Consider the following 16,983-nt stretch of genomic DNA (forward strand, 5'->3'; position numbering starts at 1 on the left):
ATAAAAGTAGTGCCAGTACACTACGATCGTAGTATCGTCCAGAACATGAAGTCAGCGGTGATCGTCGGGGGTGGAATTGCAGGACTCGCCGCCGCGCCGATTCTGGTCGGCGCGGGGTGGGACGTCTGTGTGCTCGAGAAGTCGGACGAGGTGTCCGCAGGTGGTACGGCTCTGGGGATGTGGCCGGAAGCGCTGCGGGCCCTGGATGCAGTCGGGGTCGGCGACGCTGTTCGATCCGCGTCGGTCGAAGTGACCGGCGCGCGATTTCTACGCCCTGACGGTTCGTGCATCGCTCGTCTGGGCGCGAAGCATTCAGCGCGTCTCGTTCCTCGACCGGCTCTGCTGGAAGTGTTGGCTGCGGCGAGTCCGACGGGTGTCGTGGAGTTCGGCCGCCGGGTCGAAGCGTTGTCCGACGTGTCCGAGTGCGACGTGATCATCGCCGCCGACGGGATCAACAGCGCCATCCGGTCGGAAGTCTTCGGTCCTGAGGGGACGCCGATTCCGTTGGGCGCTGTTGCGTGGCGGGGGACCGTCGACGGCCCATGTGTGTCCATGACGGAGACGTGGGGACGAGGCAAGCTGTTCGGAACGACGCCCCACGACAGTCGTCGCACGAATTGGTTCGCCTCTGTGAGGCTGACGGAGCTGGGTGAGGGCGAGTCGATGGCGGAGCATTTCACGTCGTGGCACGGCGGTGTGTCCGACGTTGTTGCGCGAATCGATCAGCAGCGCACCGATTTCCGTGAGCTCGCGACGATCCCGTCGATGAAGTCGTGGGTCCGTGGGAATGTCGCGCTCGTCGGTGACGCCGCGCATGCAATGGCGCCCAATCTGGGCCGGGGTGCGTGTGAGTCCCTGTTGGATGCGGTCGCTCTGGCTTCTTCTCTCGTCGAGGAGGAGACGGTCGCCGGCGCTCTGCGTAGGTACGACGCTGCTCGACGCCGCCGGGCGTACCGGATCTCGCGCGCGTCGTCATTGGCTGGTTCGTGCGCAACCGCTCGTCGGTGGACGAGAGTACGGGACCTGGTGGCGGGTGGTCTGACGCGGATCGGTTGAGCTGTTGCAGATTAGCTCAGATATGCGCTAATCTAAGCGCACAAACGAGCTAAGGAGAGCCGGCAGTGACATCGAATACCGGTCGAAGTGATCGCGCAGCCGGAGTGCTACTCGGCACGGCAGCGGGGGATGCCCTCGGTGCTGGCTACGAGTTCACCCATCCAGCACCGCGAACTGTCGTCGACATGATCGGCGGCGGTCCGTTCGATTGGGCGCCTGGTGAGTGGACCGACGACACATCCATGGCTGTTGCAGTGGCCCTCGCAGCCCGCGATGCGAAACCAGGAGAGGGCGCCGGACTCGATGCCGTGGCCGCCAATTTCGTCGCCTGGTACGACACCGATCCGGCCGACATCGGACATCAGACGCGGTCGGTACTCGGGTACCGAAGCGAATCCGCCGCGGACATGACACGTCGAGCGGGAGCTCTCACCGGCCGCACGGGAGGAAACGGTTCGCTGATGCGCACGGCCCCCGTCGCGCTCGCGTACCTGAACGACACCACCGACGACCTGATGAACGCAGCCCGATCGATCAGTGAACTCACGCATTCCGATCCGCGGGCAGGCGAGGCGTGCCAGCTCTGGACGTTCGCGATCGCACACGCCGTCCGGCACGGAGACTTCGACGGCGTGCGCGGATGGCTGGACGTCGCCGGACACGCGGCCGACTTCTGGGCGCCACTGCTCGACGAGGCCGAGAACGGGAGCCCGACGGACTTCCCGAACAACGGGTGGGTCGTCCACGCGCTGCAGACGGCATGGTGGGCAGTAACGAAAGCCGAGCAGGTAGGACCGAAACACCTGGTGAGAACGCTCGAGCTCTGTGTTCTCGCGGGCGGTGACACCGACACCACTGCCGCGATCGCCGGAGGACTCGTCGGAGCCCGTTGGGGCGCGTCGGCTGTTCCGGAGAAGTGGCAGATGATGCTGCACGGGTACCCGAACCTGACGGGCGGGGATCTCCTCACGCTTGCCGCCGAACTAACAGGAGAGGTCTGACATGGCCATCATCGACGTCGTTCGCGGCGACATCACCACGCTACGGGTCGACGCGATCGTCAACGCGGCCAATTCGACGCTTCTGGGAGGAGGGGGTGTCGACGGCGCGATCCACCGAGCAGGAGGGCCCGACATCCTCGCTGCCTGCAAGGAGCTGCGCCGCACGAGCCTGCCCGGCGGCTTGGCCGCGGGCGCTGCCGTCGCGACCACCGGAGGCCGATTGCCGGCTCGGTGGGTGATTCACACTGTCGGACCACGGTATTCGGCACACGAGGATCGATCGGGCATCCTGCGATCGGCATACGTGCGTAGTTTGGCCGTCGCAGATTCGCTCGGCGCGTCGACGGTGGCGTTTCCGCTCGTGTCGGGCGGGTCGTACGGATGGCCGGTGGACGATGCAGTGGCACAACAGGTCGCCGCCGTCACGGGCACTCGAACGTCCGTGGACGTGGTGACGCTCGTCGCCTTCAGCGACAGCATTGCGCGAACGACGACGCGCCTGCTGGGCTGATTCAGCGGATAGGCCGCATCCTGCGGTCAGGAGCGAAACAGCGCAGACGCCGACTCCGGCAGAACCGCGCCGGCCTTCCTTCGATACAGCTCGGCCGGGCGGCCGCCCGCAGCGACGGACGTCGCACCGGTCCCGTCGAGCGCCGGTGACACGTGGCGTCTGAACGTGTCCTTCGGGAATCGATTCCCGAACACCACCTCGTACAACTGCTTCAGCTCGAGCAGCGTGAACTCCTCACCGAGCAGAAGCGACGGATCGATGTTCGACGCATACCGCCGGCGCAGGTCCTCGACGGCGAGAACGACCATGTCGCTGTGGTCGAACGACAACGGCTGTGATGGCCGATCATCCTCGATGCGAACCACTTTCACACCGATGGGTAGCGAGCCGTACGGAACTGCAGCGCCGTGCGCCATCGACAGGACCCAACCGCGGTCGTCGCGGTCGGGGGCGTCGAACATGCCGATCTGGTGAAACTGCAGTGCCGTGATACCGGCCTTCGATTGCAGCACTCGATGCGCTGCATCGGACAGGCGTTCACCGGGATGAAGGAAGGTACCGGGCAGTGCAGGGCCACGAGGTGAGTCGACGGTGACCACGAACAAGGCGGACTCGTGCACGGTCAGCACTGCGACGTCGACGGCTACCGACGGACGTGGGTAATCCGTCAGTGTCGTGCCCGCGCCCTCGGTCATTCGTCGATGTTAGCGCACCTACTGCTGTTAGCGCGCTGGTGAGTTATCCACTCGGACATCGAACAACGAGGGCTGGTCGAACTGGAGGAAGAGCTGGGTCTGTTCGCCGCGGGGAACTGGCGCAGGTGCAGGCCGGGCGGCGCGCTTCAGGCTCGCAGCGACGTCCTCCCAGGCTGCCGCGAATTTGTCGCACAGGACCGCGGCTCGGAGACGGCGTTCGTCGCCCAGCCGGTGGGCGCGCCCACGAAAGCGCTCGGCCGACCACAGTGCGCGCTCGGTGAGTTCGGCCAGGTCCTGGCGACGGCACAACGCATCGACGGTCGCCGTGTCCACGGGACCGCCCGTCAGCTCGCACGCGGCCCGCAGAGTGCCGAGCGTTCCACTGTCGTCGGACCACGTGACCTGTGCAAGAGCATCGGGATGTGTGTGGTCCGGATCGAACACAGTGCCGCCCAGCTCGGACGCGAATCTGGTGTCGATGCGGTCCACGAACAGACCGAGCGAATAGATAGCGGCAGTGAGGTGGCGAGGGACGAAGGTGCGCGTCGTGACGTCGACACCTGCGAACAACTGCCCACCCGCAACGACGAAGTTGATCTCCTTCCACCGTGTGCCGAGCCAGGCCATCTTGCGTGACAGCGCAGTGGAGTGCCGAACACCGGTCACGAGAGGAGCGTGCAGTCGCACGGCGGTGGCATCCGGACCGAGACACACGTGGAGCGGTAGTGCGAATCCACCGATTGCTATGTCGCCGTTGTCCTCCTGCGAGATGTCGATACCGGCTCCGCGCAGGGTGTCGATCATCAGAGCGCGAAGATGATCGATGTCCAGCGGTACCAGTGCGGTGGAATCGGTGCGGCGAGGATCGGCCGCGGTGCGAAACTGCCGTCCGCTACCGCCCTCCGCGTCTGCGGACAGGAACGCCGGGTGGGTGACGTGCCAGACGGACCGAAACGCAGTGACGATTCGCTCCGCGAGATCAGCCGCGTCGGAGCGGTTGCACTGCAGGGAGCAGCTCTTCACTCCCAAGACGTCACGTTCACCCGGCGTGGCCCACCCCAGTTCGCCGAGCTTCTCGTCGTCGCCCACCGGCGGCTCGATCCCGTCGTAGAGGTAGCGCCCGAGCGCAGCGTCCGACCGGATCTCTCCATCCGGGCCCGAAGACACCCGGATCCACGGCGTGTCCCCGTCTCTCCGGTCCACCCCAGACTCCGCACTCACCGTCAGTTCCTCACCGTCGGGCATCTCCGCGACGAACGCGGCGAGATCCGCCTGGTAGGTGCGCCACGCACCCTCGATGAAGTCGATGAGATCGAAGTTTCGGTCGTTCACTGCGCACCCCTTGCCACTGACGTCATTGCTTGCGCGGCAGCCGAATCGGCCTGCGACAAGAACTGTATCGGTGGGGTCCGACAAGTTCGGCGAGCTCAGTTCTCGCAGCCGACGCCGTCGCCGTCACGGTCGAGTTTGGAGCTGTAACCGGGATCGCCTGCGTAGATCGGTGCGGCACCGGCAGCCCGAACCGCGGCGCAGTTGTCGTACGAGACGTACGACGGAACCGCCGCTGCCGCGGGGGCCGGTGGCACGTACTCCGGCTCGGGCTCGGCGATGTAGACCGGCGCGGGCTCGGGAACGTACGGCACGGTAGTGGTCGGCGGAGGCGCATAGACGGTGACGGTCTCGGGAGCAGGCGCGAGGGTGGTCGTCGGTGCAGTGGTAGTCGGCGCGACCGTGGCCGTGGGAGTGGTCGTCGTCGGTCGGGCGGTCGTCGGGCGGGTCGTCGTCGGGGACACCTCGGCGATAGCCGGTGCAGCGAACGCCGCCGGAGCGGGAACGTCGTCGGAGTGCGGTGCGGGCGCAACGATGCCGACGGCGACGAGCGCGGGAATGGCTGCCAGGGCAGGAGTTGCCCAGACGACTCGGCCATGGGAGGGCTTGACGATCAAGTACAACGCACCGGCCACGGCGACACACAGTCCGAACACGATGCCGGGGAGCGAGAAGTCCGCGATGGACGCGAGGAGGACCAGCGCGCCGAGTACTGCGGCGCACCACGCGATGATCCGGCCGATCAACGGTCGGGGTCGCTCGGGTCGTTCAGCGCCGGGGAAGACGTAGGGCTGGGAGAAAGGATCGGTCATGGGGGGAGTCCTCGAGTGATGGAGAAATGGCGCGTGAGCACCGTAACCAGTCGAGACGGCCGATCGATCATGCGACGGATCGTTTTTTCGTACGACGGCGGGGCTCGAAGCGAGAATCCGGCTGCCGCGGACTGTTTCACGCCGGCCGTGTGCTGTATTCCGAGCACCATGTCGTACGTACCGCGCAGTTCGTTACAGGTCTTCCGGGTCCTGATCCCCGAACGGTTCTGCCAGCGTCACGCCCGCCAGAACAGCAGGCCGCAGCGCCTCGGGAACGGTCAGTGCGTCATCGGCGGAGACCAGCACGGTTTGCTCCTGCAGGGCGCGGATCCGGTAGTCGATCAACTGCGCCGTTCGCAGGTCCTCGCCTTCGAGGCCCTCGTAGTCCTCGTCCGCGTTGTCGAGTGGCAGGTCCTCGGTCATCGCCGCGAGCAAAGTCTGAATCGCGAAGGTGTTCGACAGGGCCATCGAGACGTCGGTCTCGCTCATGCTGAGTTGGTGGCGGATGTGCTGGGTGAGGACGTCTCGAAGCACGTCGACGGATCGCGAGGAGAAACTGTCCACCGCCGAGCCTGGCACGACGCGGGTGCCGTCCGTCTCCAGGATGTCGGTGGCGAACGCGACTGCCCAGTGGTCCAAGGCCGTGATGTTCTCGGGCTGCGGTTCGTGGTCCGAGTGGTCGTGCTCGCCTTCCTCGGACAGCGCCGTCGACAGTTCGGGAATGTCGTTCACCGATGCGCCGGACCCCACCCGGTCGACCACGGCAGCGACACCGGCCACGACGGGAAGTGCGGCCAGTGCTGTCGACTCGTCGGCCGGCGCTACGAGCGGCAACTCGATGTCTTCCGGGGCGAGGACGTCCGGATCGTTGTCGATGAAGTCGGTGAGGTCTTCCATGCAGTGCGCGAAGTCCTCGTCGCTACCGGTCCATGCGTCGGTCTCGTCGAGGAAGGTGAGGAATTCGAGCAGCGTCACGACGATGTTCGTTGCTGCTGCAGCACCGTTGTCCGGATCGGAGTCCTCGATCCGCTCGACGGCGTCGACGATGAAGTGGGCGTCGTTCGGAGTCCAGGAGGTCACGACGAATCCCGGGTTGGCCCGGTCGACCTGACCCAGCGTCGTCTTCACCAGGCTCACGACGCGGTCGGCGTGCTCACCCATGTCGCGATCGGTGAGCCAGGAGTGGAAATGTTCCAGCAGGGCATGGGGGATCGTGGATGTGCGGGCAGCGGAGCCTGCGGATTGTTGCCGTCGGGCACGCGCTTTCGTTTTCGCTGCGCGCTTCTGCCCCCGGCTTGCCGGTCCTTTGGATCCCATGAGTGCCTAGTTTAATGGCTGCGACGGCGCGCTCGGCGCACCGTCGCAGCCACCATTGCTAGGGCGACAGCTGCGGCTGTCGGTCCGTCGGCGGAGTGACGTCGTCATCGCTGAACGGGTCGCCGTTGCGAGGACTGTTGTACCGGGCTTCGTCGAGGATGCCCTCGCGCTTGGCGACGATCGCCGGGACGAGCGCCTGTCCGGTCACGTTGACGGCCGTGCGGCCCATGTCGACGATCGGCTCGACCGCCAGCAGCAATCCGACGCCGGCGAGTGGCAATCCGAGCGTCGACAGTGTCAGAGTCAACATCACCGTCGCACCGGTGGTTCCCGCGGTCGCGGCGGATCCGATGACGGAGACCACGACGATCAACAGGTAGTCGGTGAACGTGAGGGAGACGCCGTAGAACTGGGCGACGAAGATGGCGGCGATGGCGGGATAGATTGCCGCGCAACCGTCCATCTTGGTGGTGGCGCCCAGCGGTACTGCGAAGGATGCGTACTCACGCGGCACACCGAGATTGCGTTCGGTGACGCGCTCGGTGAGGGGCAGCGTGCCGATCGACGAGCGCGAGACGAAGCCCAGCTGCGTGGCGGGCCACACGCCGGAGAAGAACTGGCGAACCGAAAGTCCGTGCGCACGAACGATGACGGGGTACACGACGAAGAAGACGATGGCCAGGCCGACGTAGATGGCGACGGTGAACACGCCGAGGGAACCGATCGCATCCCACCCGTAGGTCGCGACCGCGTTCGCGATGAGTGCGGCCGTGCCGATGGGGGCGAGCCGGATGATCCACCACAACACCTTCTGCACGATCGCGAGCAACGATGCGTTGAAGTTCAGGAACGGCTCCGCTTTCTCGCCGATCTTCAACGCCGCGATGCCGATGGCGACCGCGATCACGAGAAGCTGGAGAATGTTGAAGCTCAGCGAAGTGGTTGCTGTGCTGGCGATTCCGTCACCGGCAGCTTCGGTGGTGACCGATGTCTTCGACCCGAGCGCGAAGAAGTTGTTCGGTACCAGCCCGGTCAGAAACGACCACCAGGAACCGACACTGCTCGGGTCCTTCGCGGACGTCGCTTCGACGCCGGTGCGTGAACCCGGTTGAGCGACCAGACCGATGACGATTCCGATGATCACGGCGATGAACGCGGTGATCGCGAACCACAACAAAGTCTGGACCGCCAACCGGGCAGCGTTGGCTACCTGGCGAAGATTCGCGATCGAGGACACGATGGCGGTGAACACCAGCGGCACGACTGCGACGGTGAGCAGCTTGACGTAACTCGACCCGATGGTGGCGACGGTGCCGACCAGCCAGTTCTCGTTACCGTCGGCCGCGTCGGGCATCGATCGTGCGATGAGACCGAGAACGACGCCGAGGATCAACCCGGCGACGATCTGAGGCCCGAAGGATTTTGCCCACGTGGGTATGCGGGACGCGCGCGTAGTACTGGGCGCAGACATGAAGATGCCTTTCGACAGGAAAAGAGGTGAGGGCGGAGAAGCCCTTCGAATCAGAGAATGCGACGCCGAGACGACTCGGTCACAGACAGAGAGAGCTCGCTTGTAGGCGCAGGTCGACGTAGCGTCGACTGGTCAGGAGCGGCATCACTTACTGGAGATTACTCCCAGTTGATTCGACCTCGAACGTGCGCCCGGGTTCAGTAGTCGACCCGGAACCCGCCGATGAGGGTGATGGTGTTGCCGTCGGGGTCGAGAACCGTCGACAACCGAACGCCTTTGTTCGCGTCGACGACGTCACCGGCGTCGATACCTCGGGATGCGAGTTCCGCGCGGTGAGCGTCGAGATCGTCGATCCCGAAATTCAGCAGACCGGTGCCTGCGCGTACGTCGTCGACGGTGACCTGCACCCACCCGACATCGGTCACCTTCCATTCGACGAGGGTCGGCATCGGGTTGTTGGTGGCAGGCGCCCCGAAGAACGACGAGTACCACGTTTCGGCTGCGTCGATGTCCGTCACCGGTACGACGGCGAGTACGTGTTCGATGGCCATGAGGTGTCCGTTCGTCAGGAGAACTGTGCTTCGTACACCTATGAAGACCCGCGCCGGCGTGCGAAGTCATCGATCTCAGGCGAAGGTGCCTTTCAGATAGCCGACGACCGCCGCGGTATCGGGAGATCCCCGGTGGCCCAGGTACCCGTCGGGCCGCACGACGAACACCTCGGGACCGGCAATCGAATACGCGTCGCGAAACTGCCCCTGCGCGTCGACGATCACCGGCAACGTCGAGTCGACCCGCTCGGCGACCACCAGGTAGGCGTCGAGCAGGCCGTGTGCCGCAGAGACGGCGTCAGCTGCCAGTTCCTCGTACTCCGCCACCCAGCCCCCCGAGCCCCCCGAGACGTCCGACCACAGCAGCAGCGTGTGCGACACCCCGGCGAACAGATCGAACAACCGGAAGGAGAACGCGACGATGTCCCGACGCAACTCCCGAGCATCCGGAGCGCGTTCTCCCGGTTGCACCGCGGTCGACGCGTCGTCGACTACCGACACGAGAGGACCCGGCGGGTAGGAGATCAACAACTGCGCTTGCCGACGCATCGCCGTCTCGAAGGAGTTCTCACCGGCGCCGATGCCCTCGCGGGCGCTGCGGACGGTCATCCCGACGACGTCCTCACCGACAGGCCTGCGCTCCGCGTCGTAGGTGTCCGTCAGGCCGTCCGCGGCGATGCCCCGCACCGAGAGGGCTACCTTCCACGCCAGATTGTGCGCGTCCTGAATGCCGGTGTTCATGCCCTGAGCGCCGGTCGGAGGATGAATGTGCGCAGCGTCCCCGGCGACGAAGACGCGTCCCCTGCCGTACGCGTCGACGATGCGGTGGCTGATCTTGAACACGGAAGACCACCGCAGATTCCGTGCCGTCGTCGGTTCGGGCGACAACCGGTCCAACACCGCCTGGATGTGGTGGAGTTCGGGCGCCGGCCCACCGGTGAAGCCGTGCACGATGCCGTCGCCGGCACTGGGCGCGGCCGTGAGCTCCTCCGGCACGAACATCGACATCCGGTAACGACCGTGGCCGGGAAGTGGGATCGCCACCAGCAGATCGTCGACGGTTCCGTCCTCGGTCCGGTGTGAGCTCCTGACCCCGTATCCCGGTGGTAGCGACCAGTCGACCTCGATGTCGCCCAGCATGTAGCCCTCCGCGAACGCCCCACCCTCGAACGTCAGTCCCAGCTGCTTGCGCACCGCGCTGTGGGCCCCGTCGCAGCCGATCAAGTACTGCACGTCCGCCGTCGATCCGTCGGTCAGGGTCGCAGCGACGCGCTGCTCGTCCTGCTCGAACGACGCCAGCCCGACGCCCCGCTCGACCACAGTCCCCAGCCCGGCGAGATGCTCGGCGAGAATGCGTTCGGTTTCGTACTGGGGGAGTCCGGCGAACCAGTACGGAACATCCGGCGGCAACGTCAGCTCGATTCGGCCGACCTCGACACCTCCGTCGAACGCGATCTGACCCCGCATCGGCACCGAAGCATCGAGGATCGCACCGGAAACGCCCATGTTCTCGAACACCTCCAGCGTGCGCGGCTGAATACCAACGGCTTTCGCGTACTGCGGCGGAGTCGACGCGGAATCGACGATGCGGCAGTCGATACCTCGCCTACGCAGCTCTATCGCCGCGGTCAGCCCGATCGGTCCCGCTCCGGCAATCAGCACATCTGCACTCACGTGTACGCCACCTCCGTCGCATGATCGAACGAGAACGAGTATGGGCCGCAGCGACATGCTGCGGCCCATACTCGGATCGATCTCATGCTTGGCGGATGACCGCGACGATCATCCCTTCAACTCGCGGGTGATTCGGTGGTAGATCCCGCCGGACGTCAAGCCACCGTCGACGACGATCTCGGTCCCGGTGATGTAGCGAGCGGCGTCGGACAACAGGAATGCGACGGACTCGGCGATCTCCTCCGAGTCGGCGACACGACCTGCCGGAACGGACTCCAGGCTGGTGTCGACGAACTCCGAAGAGCCCGAGTGCAGCAGTGGTGTGTCGACAAGGCCGGGATGGATCGAATTGACGCGGACATCGTGCTCGGCGAATTCGAGTGCACCGACCTTCGACAGACCACGTACTCCCCACTTGCTGGCGCCGTATCCGGCCGCGAAGTAGCCGAGCATGCCGGCGATGGACGAGACGTTGACGATGGACCCACCTCCTCGCACGAGCAAGGACGCGCAGAATTTCATGCCGTAGAACACCGAACTCAGATTGATGTCCATGACGCGGTGCCAATCTTCGACGGTCGTCTCGACGATCCCCGCTCGGTGGCTGACGCCTGCATTGTTGACGAGTCCGTCCAAGCCGCCGTCCACGTCGTCGATGCGTTCCACGAGTTGCTGCCAGGAGTCCGGCGACGTCACATCGAGAGCGTGAAACTCTGCGAGGCCACCGTCGGCGACGATCTCTCCCGCCACCTGTTGGGCCGAGGTGGACGAGATGTCGGTGACCCACACCTTCGCGCCGCGCTGCGCGAGCAACTGGGATTCGACTTTGCCCATACCGCTGCCCGCGCCGGTCACGAGAACGACTTTTCCTTGAAAACTCATGTCTGCGTTCCCTATCCGGTCTTCAGCTCGGTGCCCTTGGTCTCGGCGACGAAGAAGACCGTGACGAACGTGAGGATGGCGCAGAACACGAAGTAACCGGCCGGAGCCAGTGCGTTGCCGGTCATCGAGATCAGCCACGTCGCGATGAACGGCGCGGTACCACCGAGGAGCATGTTGGTGGTGTTGTTTCCGAGTGCGAGACCGCTGTAGCGCACCGATGTCTTGAGCATCTCGACGTAGGTGACGTACGAAGCGCCGTTGACCACCGAGACCGCGATGAACAGGACGGACTGGCCGACGACGGCCTGCCACAAACTGCCGCCCGCCATCATCATGAACATCGGCACGCCGAGGACGATGGATGCGAAGCTGCCGCCGAACAGCACCGGCTTGCGACCGTACTTGTCGGCCATGTAGCCCGCGATCGGAAGGGTGATGACGCCCAGGACCAGGGCCAGGGAGGTGGAGAGGAATGCTGCCTGGGCAGTCTGGCCGCCTTCGGTCCTGAGGTACGTCGCCGCGTAGACCGAAGCGATGTAGTAGCCGCCGGTGATGAGTGCGCCGAGAAAAATGATCTTGACGACGCTTCCGCGGGAGGTGCTCAGGAGCTCCGAGATGGGCAGCTTCTTGGTCTCGCCCTTGTCCTCGAGCTCCTTGAACTCCGGTGTGTCGTCGAGCTTGCTACGGATCCAGATGCCGACTCCGCCGATGACGAGGCTGAGCAGGAATGGGATTCGCCACGCCCACGACAGGACCTGGTCCTCGGTGAAGACGGTGTTCAACGCCAGTGCGCACAGTGACGCCAACAACGAACCGATGTAGGTGCCGGTGTTGACCATCGAGGTCTGAGTCGCACGCCACCGAGTCGGTGCGGACTCCGAGACGAAGGCGTTCGCTCCGCCGAGTTCGCCGCCTGCGGCGAATCCTTGAAGGCATCGACACAGCACCAGGACCGAGGTCGCCCACACTCCGAGGGTGACGTACGTCGGCAGCAGTCCGATTCCGGCTGTCGCGATGACCATCAGCAGGATGGTCCAGGACAGCGCGTTCTTTCGTCCGTACTTGTCACCGATGTGTCCGAAGAAGATTCCACCGGGAACGCGAAGGAAGAAGGCAACAGCGAATGCCGCGAAGGTTCCGAGCAACGCGGCGGTGGGATCTTCCGATACGAAGAACAGGGCTGCAATGGTCGTGGCCATGTAGCCGTAGATGCCGAAATCGTAGTACTCGACGACGGTTCCGACGACGGCGGCGCGTATCACCGTCAAGGGGGATTGCTTCACCGTGGTCGACTCATCGGCCTCGCGGCCGGGCTCGGAGTGCACGGCGCTCTCGTTGGTAGTCATCATTGTTCCTCAGTGGTCAAGGGTAGGGGAGTGGAGAGGTCAGATCGCCAGCGCCTCGGCGCTCGCTGTTGCGTGCGCGGCGTTTCGGCCGGCGATGCGACCCATCGTCAACGCGTTGGCTACTGCGTTACCGCCGCCCACGTAGCGCAGGCCGAGAACACCGGCACCTGCCTCACCGGCGGCATAGAGTCCGGGAATCGGAACGCCGTCGGTGTTCAGTACGGCCGAGTTCCGGTCGATCTGCAGTCCTGCGTGTGTGCAGACCAGTTCCGCGGGGAGGATGCGTGCTGCGTAGAACGGGCCCTGGTCGACCGGGTCAGGATTCTCGGTGCTCCCCTTGTTCGACAACGTCCGATGACGCAGGAAGTCGGGGTCCTCGCCGCGCGGCAGGTTCGCATTCCATCGCGCGACGGTAGCGTTCAAGGCCGTCACGGGGACCTGCATCAGGTCGGCAAGCTGATCGAGGGTGTCGGCCCGCAGGGTGCGGCCGGCGTCGGCCTCCTCGGTGACACGATCGGCTGCCCAATCCGCATACCCCACGGGCAGATTCACCCGTGCGTTCTCGTCGAAGACGATCCACGCCGAACCGCCCTGGTGATCGATGATGCCGGTAGAGACGGCGTAGGAAGCGTCCTCGTCCATGAATCGTCGTCCTGCGGCGTTGACGTAGATGCGTGACTTCGGCGGGAATCCGGACTGCCAGTGGTGGTACCGCTGGAAGTAGACAGTGGGAAGCATCAGGCCCCATCCGTCACCGGCGATCGACGCGTCCACCGCCTCGGCGAAGCGAAGATGGTCACCGCGACTGCCTTCGGCGGCAACGACGAACAGCGAGTCGCCTGCCTTGTTCGCGACGGGATAGTGGCGATCGACGAACGTCGGGTCCTGAGCGAAGCCTCCCGACGCGACGACGACAGCGCCTGCACTGAGCTCGACGTCGTCGGCGACGACACCGACGACGCGTCCGTTCTCGGAGAGCAGGGACTGAACGCGGGTATCGAGGACGACGTCGATGCCGTGCTTACGGCGAGCGGCGTCGAGAACCTGCACCAGTCCGTATCCCTGATCCTTCGGTACGTGTCCGCGCCATACGTCTTCGACTCCCGCCTGACTCAGCCCCGGCTGGTGAGCGTTGCCGGAGACCCTGACGGGAATCTCGACACCGAGCTCGATGAGCCATTCGAGTGTCGGTCCGGCGTTCTCGCAGAACGCGCGAACGAGTCCGGGCTCCAGCATCCACTGGTTCAGGTCCATGTAGTGCTGGAAGTACTTCTCGGCGCTGTCCTCGATACCGAGACCGCGCTGGACGGACGTCCCCGCCGCAGTGAACAGGCCGGCGGACAGAGCCGTCGAACCGCCGAGTTCCTTCAACGCCTCGAACAGAATCACCGACGCGCCGTTCTCGGCTGCGGTTACAGCTGCCGCGAGTCCTGCACCGCCACCACCGATCACCACGACGTCGTAATCGTTGTCAGACATGGCGCGAGCCACCGTCGACGGCGATGCTGTGCCCGGTCACGTAGCGTGCGCTGTCCGACAACAGGAACAGGAGTGGACCGAAGACCTCCTCGGGTGCGCCGAGGCGGTGCAGCGGTACGGCGTCGAGCGCCTTTGCGAGGGCTTCGGGGTCTTCTTGGACCCAACGGGTCATCTCGGTGTCGATGTAGCCGGGTGCGATGGAGTTGACGCGAATGCCGATGTCGCCGAATTCCACAGCGAGGGACTCCGTCAGATGTGCGACGGCCGCCTTCGAGGTGCAGTAGGCGCCACGGCCCTTGCGGACACGCAGTGCGGACACCGAGGACATGTTGACGATGGCGCCGCCCTCGCTCATGTGCCTGCCTGCCGCCTGAGAACCGAACAGGACTCCCTCTACGTTGACGCTCAGCGTCGCATTGATCTGCTCCGGCGTGATGTCGGCAGCAAGGGCGAACGGGAAGATGCCCGCGTTGTTGATCCAGAAGTCGATTCGGCCGAACTCTGAAAGAGCGGTCTGCGCCAGGGCTTCGTGATCGTCGGCGACGGTGACGTCGATGCGCGCGCCGACGACCTTTCCGGGCTGGGCGACGAGCTTGTCGGTGGCCAGCTCGCGGTTCAGCTGCTCGGCTGTTTCCTTCATCTGCGCGTCGTTGATGTCGGCGCCGATGACGTTCACACCGCGAGCCGCAAGACCTTTGGCGAACACCGAGCCCATTCCGCGCGCGGCACCGGTGATGACGGCGACCTTGCCCGCGAGTTCCGGGTAGACCGCGGTCATCGTGCGGTCCACGACGCGTCCAGGATTGGTGGTGGTCATGAAATCTCTCCTTGCGAAAAAGTCTCTCGATCGGGCTGACCGGAGCAGAGCTTGCGGTGGCCCGGGAGATGTGCGATAATCGCACGCAGTGTGCGATACATATCGAACTGTAGGTGGTCCACCTCACAAACGTCAACAGGGGCGACAAGTGACTCATGGTTTCTCGAGTAAAGATGCTGTTCAGCTCGATTCGGGCATGTCGAAAACCCTTCATCACGGCCTGGTGGTTCTGGAGCTTCTGGCCGAGTGTCCGAACGGACTGTCCATAACCGAGATCGCCGAAGGCATCGGCGTGCATCGCACTGTCGCGCACCGACTGGTGCGGACCCTGGAGGCGCATCACCTGTGCCGTCGGGACGACTTCAAACGAATTGCACTCGGGGCAGGACTCGTAGCGCTTGCCGAGCCCGTCGAGCAAGATCTCCGAACCGTGGCGCGTCCGGTGTTGGAGGAGCTCGCTGATCAGCTGGGTGCGACGGTGCATCTCGTCGTACGCGAGAACGACCACGAGGTGCGAGCTTTGATGGTCGTCGAACCCCGCGGCGCGAAGGTACACGTCGCCTTTCGCGGCGGACAGGTGGATCCTATCGACCGCGGATCCGCCGGACTTGCAATGCTCGCCGCTCTGCCCGAGGTGGAAGGCGAGCGCGCAGAAGTGACCCGGGCCCGCGCCGTCGGCTATGCGGTCACCCAGGGTGAGGTCATCCCGTCTGTAGGTGGTGTGTCAGCGGTGATTCCAGGCCGCCGCGGTGATGCGCTGGCAAGTCTCGGCGCGTCCGTCTTCGAGATCGACGACGAAAAGCGCCTCGGCGCAGCGGTGGTCGCCGCGGCGGCACAATTGGGTCGGCTGTTGCGTTAGTCCTTCTTTGCCGGGACGATGCGGCCGCGGACGTCGCCGAAACCGATGCGGGTGCCGTTCGGTCCTGGTGCGTTGGCAGCGATGACTACCTCATCGCCGTCTTCGAGGAAAGTTCGAGTCTCGTCGCCCAGTATCGCGGGTTCCGCTCCGCCCCAGGTCAGTTCGATGAACGCCCCGCGCTGGTGCTTCTCCGGCCCGGAGATCGTTCCCGACGCGAACAGATCACCGGTGCGCGAGGTGGCTCCGTTGATGGTCTGGTGAGCGAGCATCTGAGCGGGTGACCAGTACATCTCGCGGTACGGCGGGTACGAGACGTCGTGGCCGTTCCAGGAGACGGTCAGGTCGATATCGAGTGCCCAGGACTGAGTTTCACGCAGATATTCGAGGGGTTGCGGCTCTTGGATCGGGGTGATGGTTCGCGCTGACTCGAGGGCGAGCAGCGGCACTACCCACGGCGAGATCGACGTCGCGAAGCTCTTGCCGAGATTGGGGCCGAGGGGCACGTATTCCCAGGCTTGGATGTCGCGGGCCGACCAGTCGTTGACGACTACGGCTCCGAAAACGTGTTCTGCGAATCGGTCCGGTGTGATCGGGCCGTTCGACGGGATTCCGACGACGAAGCCCATCTCTGCCTCGATGTCGAGTCGAGTGCTCGGCCCGAAGGACGGCATCGCCTGATCGGGCGCCTTGCGTTGACCGTTCGGTCGCGCGATGTCCGTTCCGGAGACGACGACGGTACCTGAGCGACCGTGGTATCCGACCGGAAGGTGTTTCCAGTTGGGCAGCAACGGTTCTGCGTCGGGACGAAACAGACGACCGAGATTGGTGGCGTGATGTTCCGAGGCGTAGAAGTCCACGTAATCGGCCACGTCGAACGGCATGTGCATCGTGACGGTGTCGAGCGGGTGAATTGCGTCGGTTGGGACGGAGTCTGTCGTGACGGCCTCGGTGAGCGTGGTGCGGACCTCGATCCAGCGCGCGCGGCCCTGAGCCATGAAGGGGTTGAGAGACGCGTGGTCGAACACGTCGTCGTGCAAAGCTTGCACGAGGTCGACGACGTTGTTGCCGAGCCGGACTCCGACGCGCTTGTCGGTCGTACCGGTCGAAAAGATGCCGTACGGGAGGTTGTCGATCCCGAACTCGGAATTGAAAGGGACGTCGATATGTGTCACGTGGGGCTCCT

The 16,983-nt window shown here is 64.8% G+C and carries 15 protein-coding genes and 1 pseudogene; 4 read left to right on the forward strand and 12 right to left on the reverse strand.

Annotation, left to right across the window (positions count from 1 at the left end):
- Window positions 1-45: 45 nt before the first annotated feature.
- From CH293_RS19020 to CH293_RS19030, 3 genes are all read left to right on the forward strand, one after another.
- Complete coding sequence (locus CH293_RS19020; RefSeq protein ID WP_037105481.1) at window positions 46-1,056, forward strand: FAD-dependent monooxygenase; 1,011 nt, start codon at window positions 46-48, stop codon at window positions 1,054-1,056.
- 65 nt (window positions 1,057-1,121) lie between these two features.
- Complete coding sequence (locus CH293_RS19025; protein WP_094721145.1) at window positions 1,122-2,057, forward strand: ADP-ribosylglycohydrolase family protein; 936 nt, start codon at window positions 1,122-1,124, stop codon at window positions 2,055-2,057.
- A 1-nt stretch (window position 2,058) separates the two neighbouring features.
- Window positions 2,059-2,568, forward strand: a complete 510-nt coding sequence (locus tag CH293_RS19030) for an O-acetyl-ADP-ribose deacetylase (protein ID WP_094721147.1) — start codon at window positions 2,059-2,061, stop codon at window positions 2,566-2,568.
- 26 nt (window positions 2,569-2,594) lie between these two features.
- Here the strand turns inward: CH293_RS19030 and CH293_RS19035 are convergent, their stop codons facing one another.
- The 11 genes and pseudogenes from CH293_RS19035 to CH293_RS19085 form a co-directional block, all read right to left on the reverse strand.
- Window positions 2,595-3,263 (reverse strand): NUDIX hydrolase, encoded by a 669-nt coding sequence (locus tag CH293_RS19035; RefSeq protein ID WP_094721149.1) that lies wholly within the window; start codon window positions 3,261-3,263, stop codon window positions 2,595-2,597.
- Window positions 3,264-3,290: 27 nt separating this feature from the next.
- A complete protein-coding gene (locus tag CH293_RS19040) occupies window positions 3,291-4,595 on the reverse strand; it encodes a hypothetical protein (protein ID WP_094721151.1) in 1,305 nt (434 codons plus the stop codon).
- A gap of 95 nt (window positions 4,596-4,690) precedes the next feature.
- Window positions 4,691-4,804, reverse strand: a pseudogene (locus CH293_RS28810) (excalibur calcium-binding domain-containing protein); the annotation flags it as partial.
- A gap of 792 nt (window positions 4,805-5,596) precedes the next feature.
- Entirely contained in the window at window positions 5,597-6,721 is a 1,125-nt protein-coding gene (locus CH293_RS19050; RefSeq protein WP_255122914.1) for a hypothetical protein, read from the reverse strand.
- 58 nt (window positions 6,722-6,779) lie between these two features.
- Window positions 6,780-8,192, reverse strand: coding sequence for a dicarboxylate/amino acid:cation symporter (locus tag CH293_RS19055; RefSeq protein WP_094721154.1), 1,413 nt, complete (start codon window positions 8,190-8,192; stop codon window positions 6,780-6,782).
- A 197-nt stretch (window positions 8,193-8,389) separates the two neighbouring features.
- Window positions 8,390-8,743, reverse strand: a complete 354-nt coding sequence (locus CH293_RS19060) for a VOC family protein (RefSeq protein WP_020113014.1) — start codon at window positions 8,741-8,743, stop codon at window positions 8,390-8,392.
- A gap of 75 nt (window positions 8,744-8,818) precedes the next feature.
- Window positions 8,819-10,417, reverse strand: coding sequence for an FAD-dependent monooxygenase (locus CH293_RS19065; RefSeq protein WP_094721192.1), 1,599 nt, complete (start codon window positions 10,415-10,417; stop codon window positions 8,819-8,821).
- 108 nt (window positions 10,418-10,525) lie between these two features.
- Window positions 10,526-11,299 (reverse strand): SDR family NAD(P)-dependent oxidoreductase, encoded by a 774-nt coding sequence (locus CH293_RS19070; protein ID WP_094721155.1) that lies wholly within the window; start codon window positions 11,297-11,299, stop codon window positions 10,526-10,528.
- A gap of 11 nt (window positions 11,300-11,310) precedes the next feature.
- On the reverse strand, window positions 11,311-12,645 hold the full coding sequence (locus CH293_RS19075) for an MFS transporter (protein ID WP_027499034.1): 1,335 nt from the start codon (window positions 12,643-12,645) through the stop codon (window positions 11,311-11,313).
- A gap of 39 nt (window positions 12,646-12,684) precedes the next feature.
- Window positions 12,685-14,124: an FAD-dependent oxidoreductase gene (locus CH293_RS19080; protein WP_033187993.1), complete on the reverse strand. Its 1,440-nt coding sequence runs from the start codon at window positions 14,122-14,124 to the stop codon at window positions 12,685-12,687.
- Window positions 14,117-14,941 carry an SDR family NAD(P)-dependent oxidoreductase gene (locus CH293_RS19085; protein ID WP_020113019.1) on the reverse strand — a complete coding sequence of 275 codons (825 nt, stop codon included), beginning with the start codon at window positions 14,939-14,941 and terminating at the stop codon, window positions 14,117-14,119. The genes CH293_RS19080 and CH293_RS19085 overlap by 8 nt, the downstream gene beginning before the upstream one ends.
- A 196-nt stretch (window positions 14,942-15,137) precedes the next feature.
- Between CH293_RS19085 and CH293_RS19090 the strand changes: the two genes are divergently transcribed.
- A complete protein-coding gene (locus CH293_RS19090) occupies window positions 15,138-15,800 on the forward strand; it encodes an IclR family transcriptional regulator (protein ID WP_020113020.1) in 663 nt (220 codons plus the stop codon).
- Here CH293_RS19090 and fahA read toward each other — a convergent pair.
- Window positions 15,797-16,972: a fumarylacetoacetase gene (gene fahA, locus CH293_RS19095; RefSeq protein ID WP_094721156.1), complete on the reverse strand. Its 1,176-nt coding sequence runs from the start codon at window positions 16,970-16,972 to the stop codon at window positions 15,797-15,799. The genes CH293_RS19090 and fahA overlap by 4 nt on opposite strands.
- Between the last annotated feature and the right edge of the window lie 11 nt (window positions 16,973-16,983).

It is taken from the genome of Rhodococcus sp. 14-2470-1b, from assembly GCF_002259415.1.
In the GTDB taxonomy this organism is placed as follows: Bacteria; Actinomycetota; Actinomycetes; order Mycobacteriales; family Mycobacteriaceae; genus Rhodococcoides.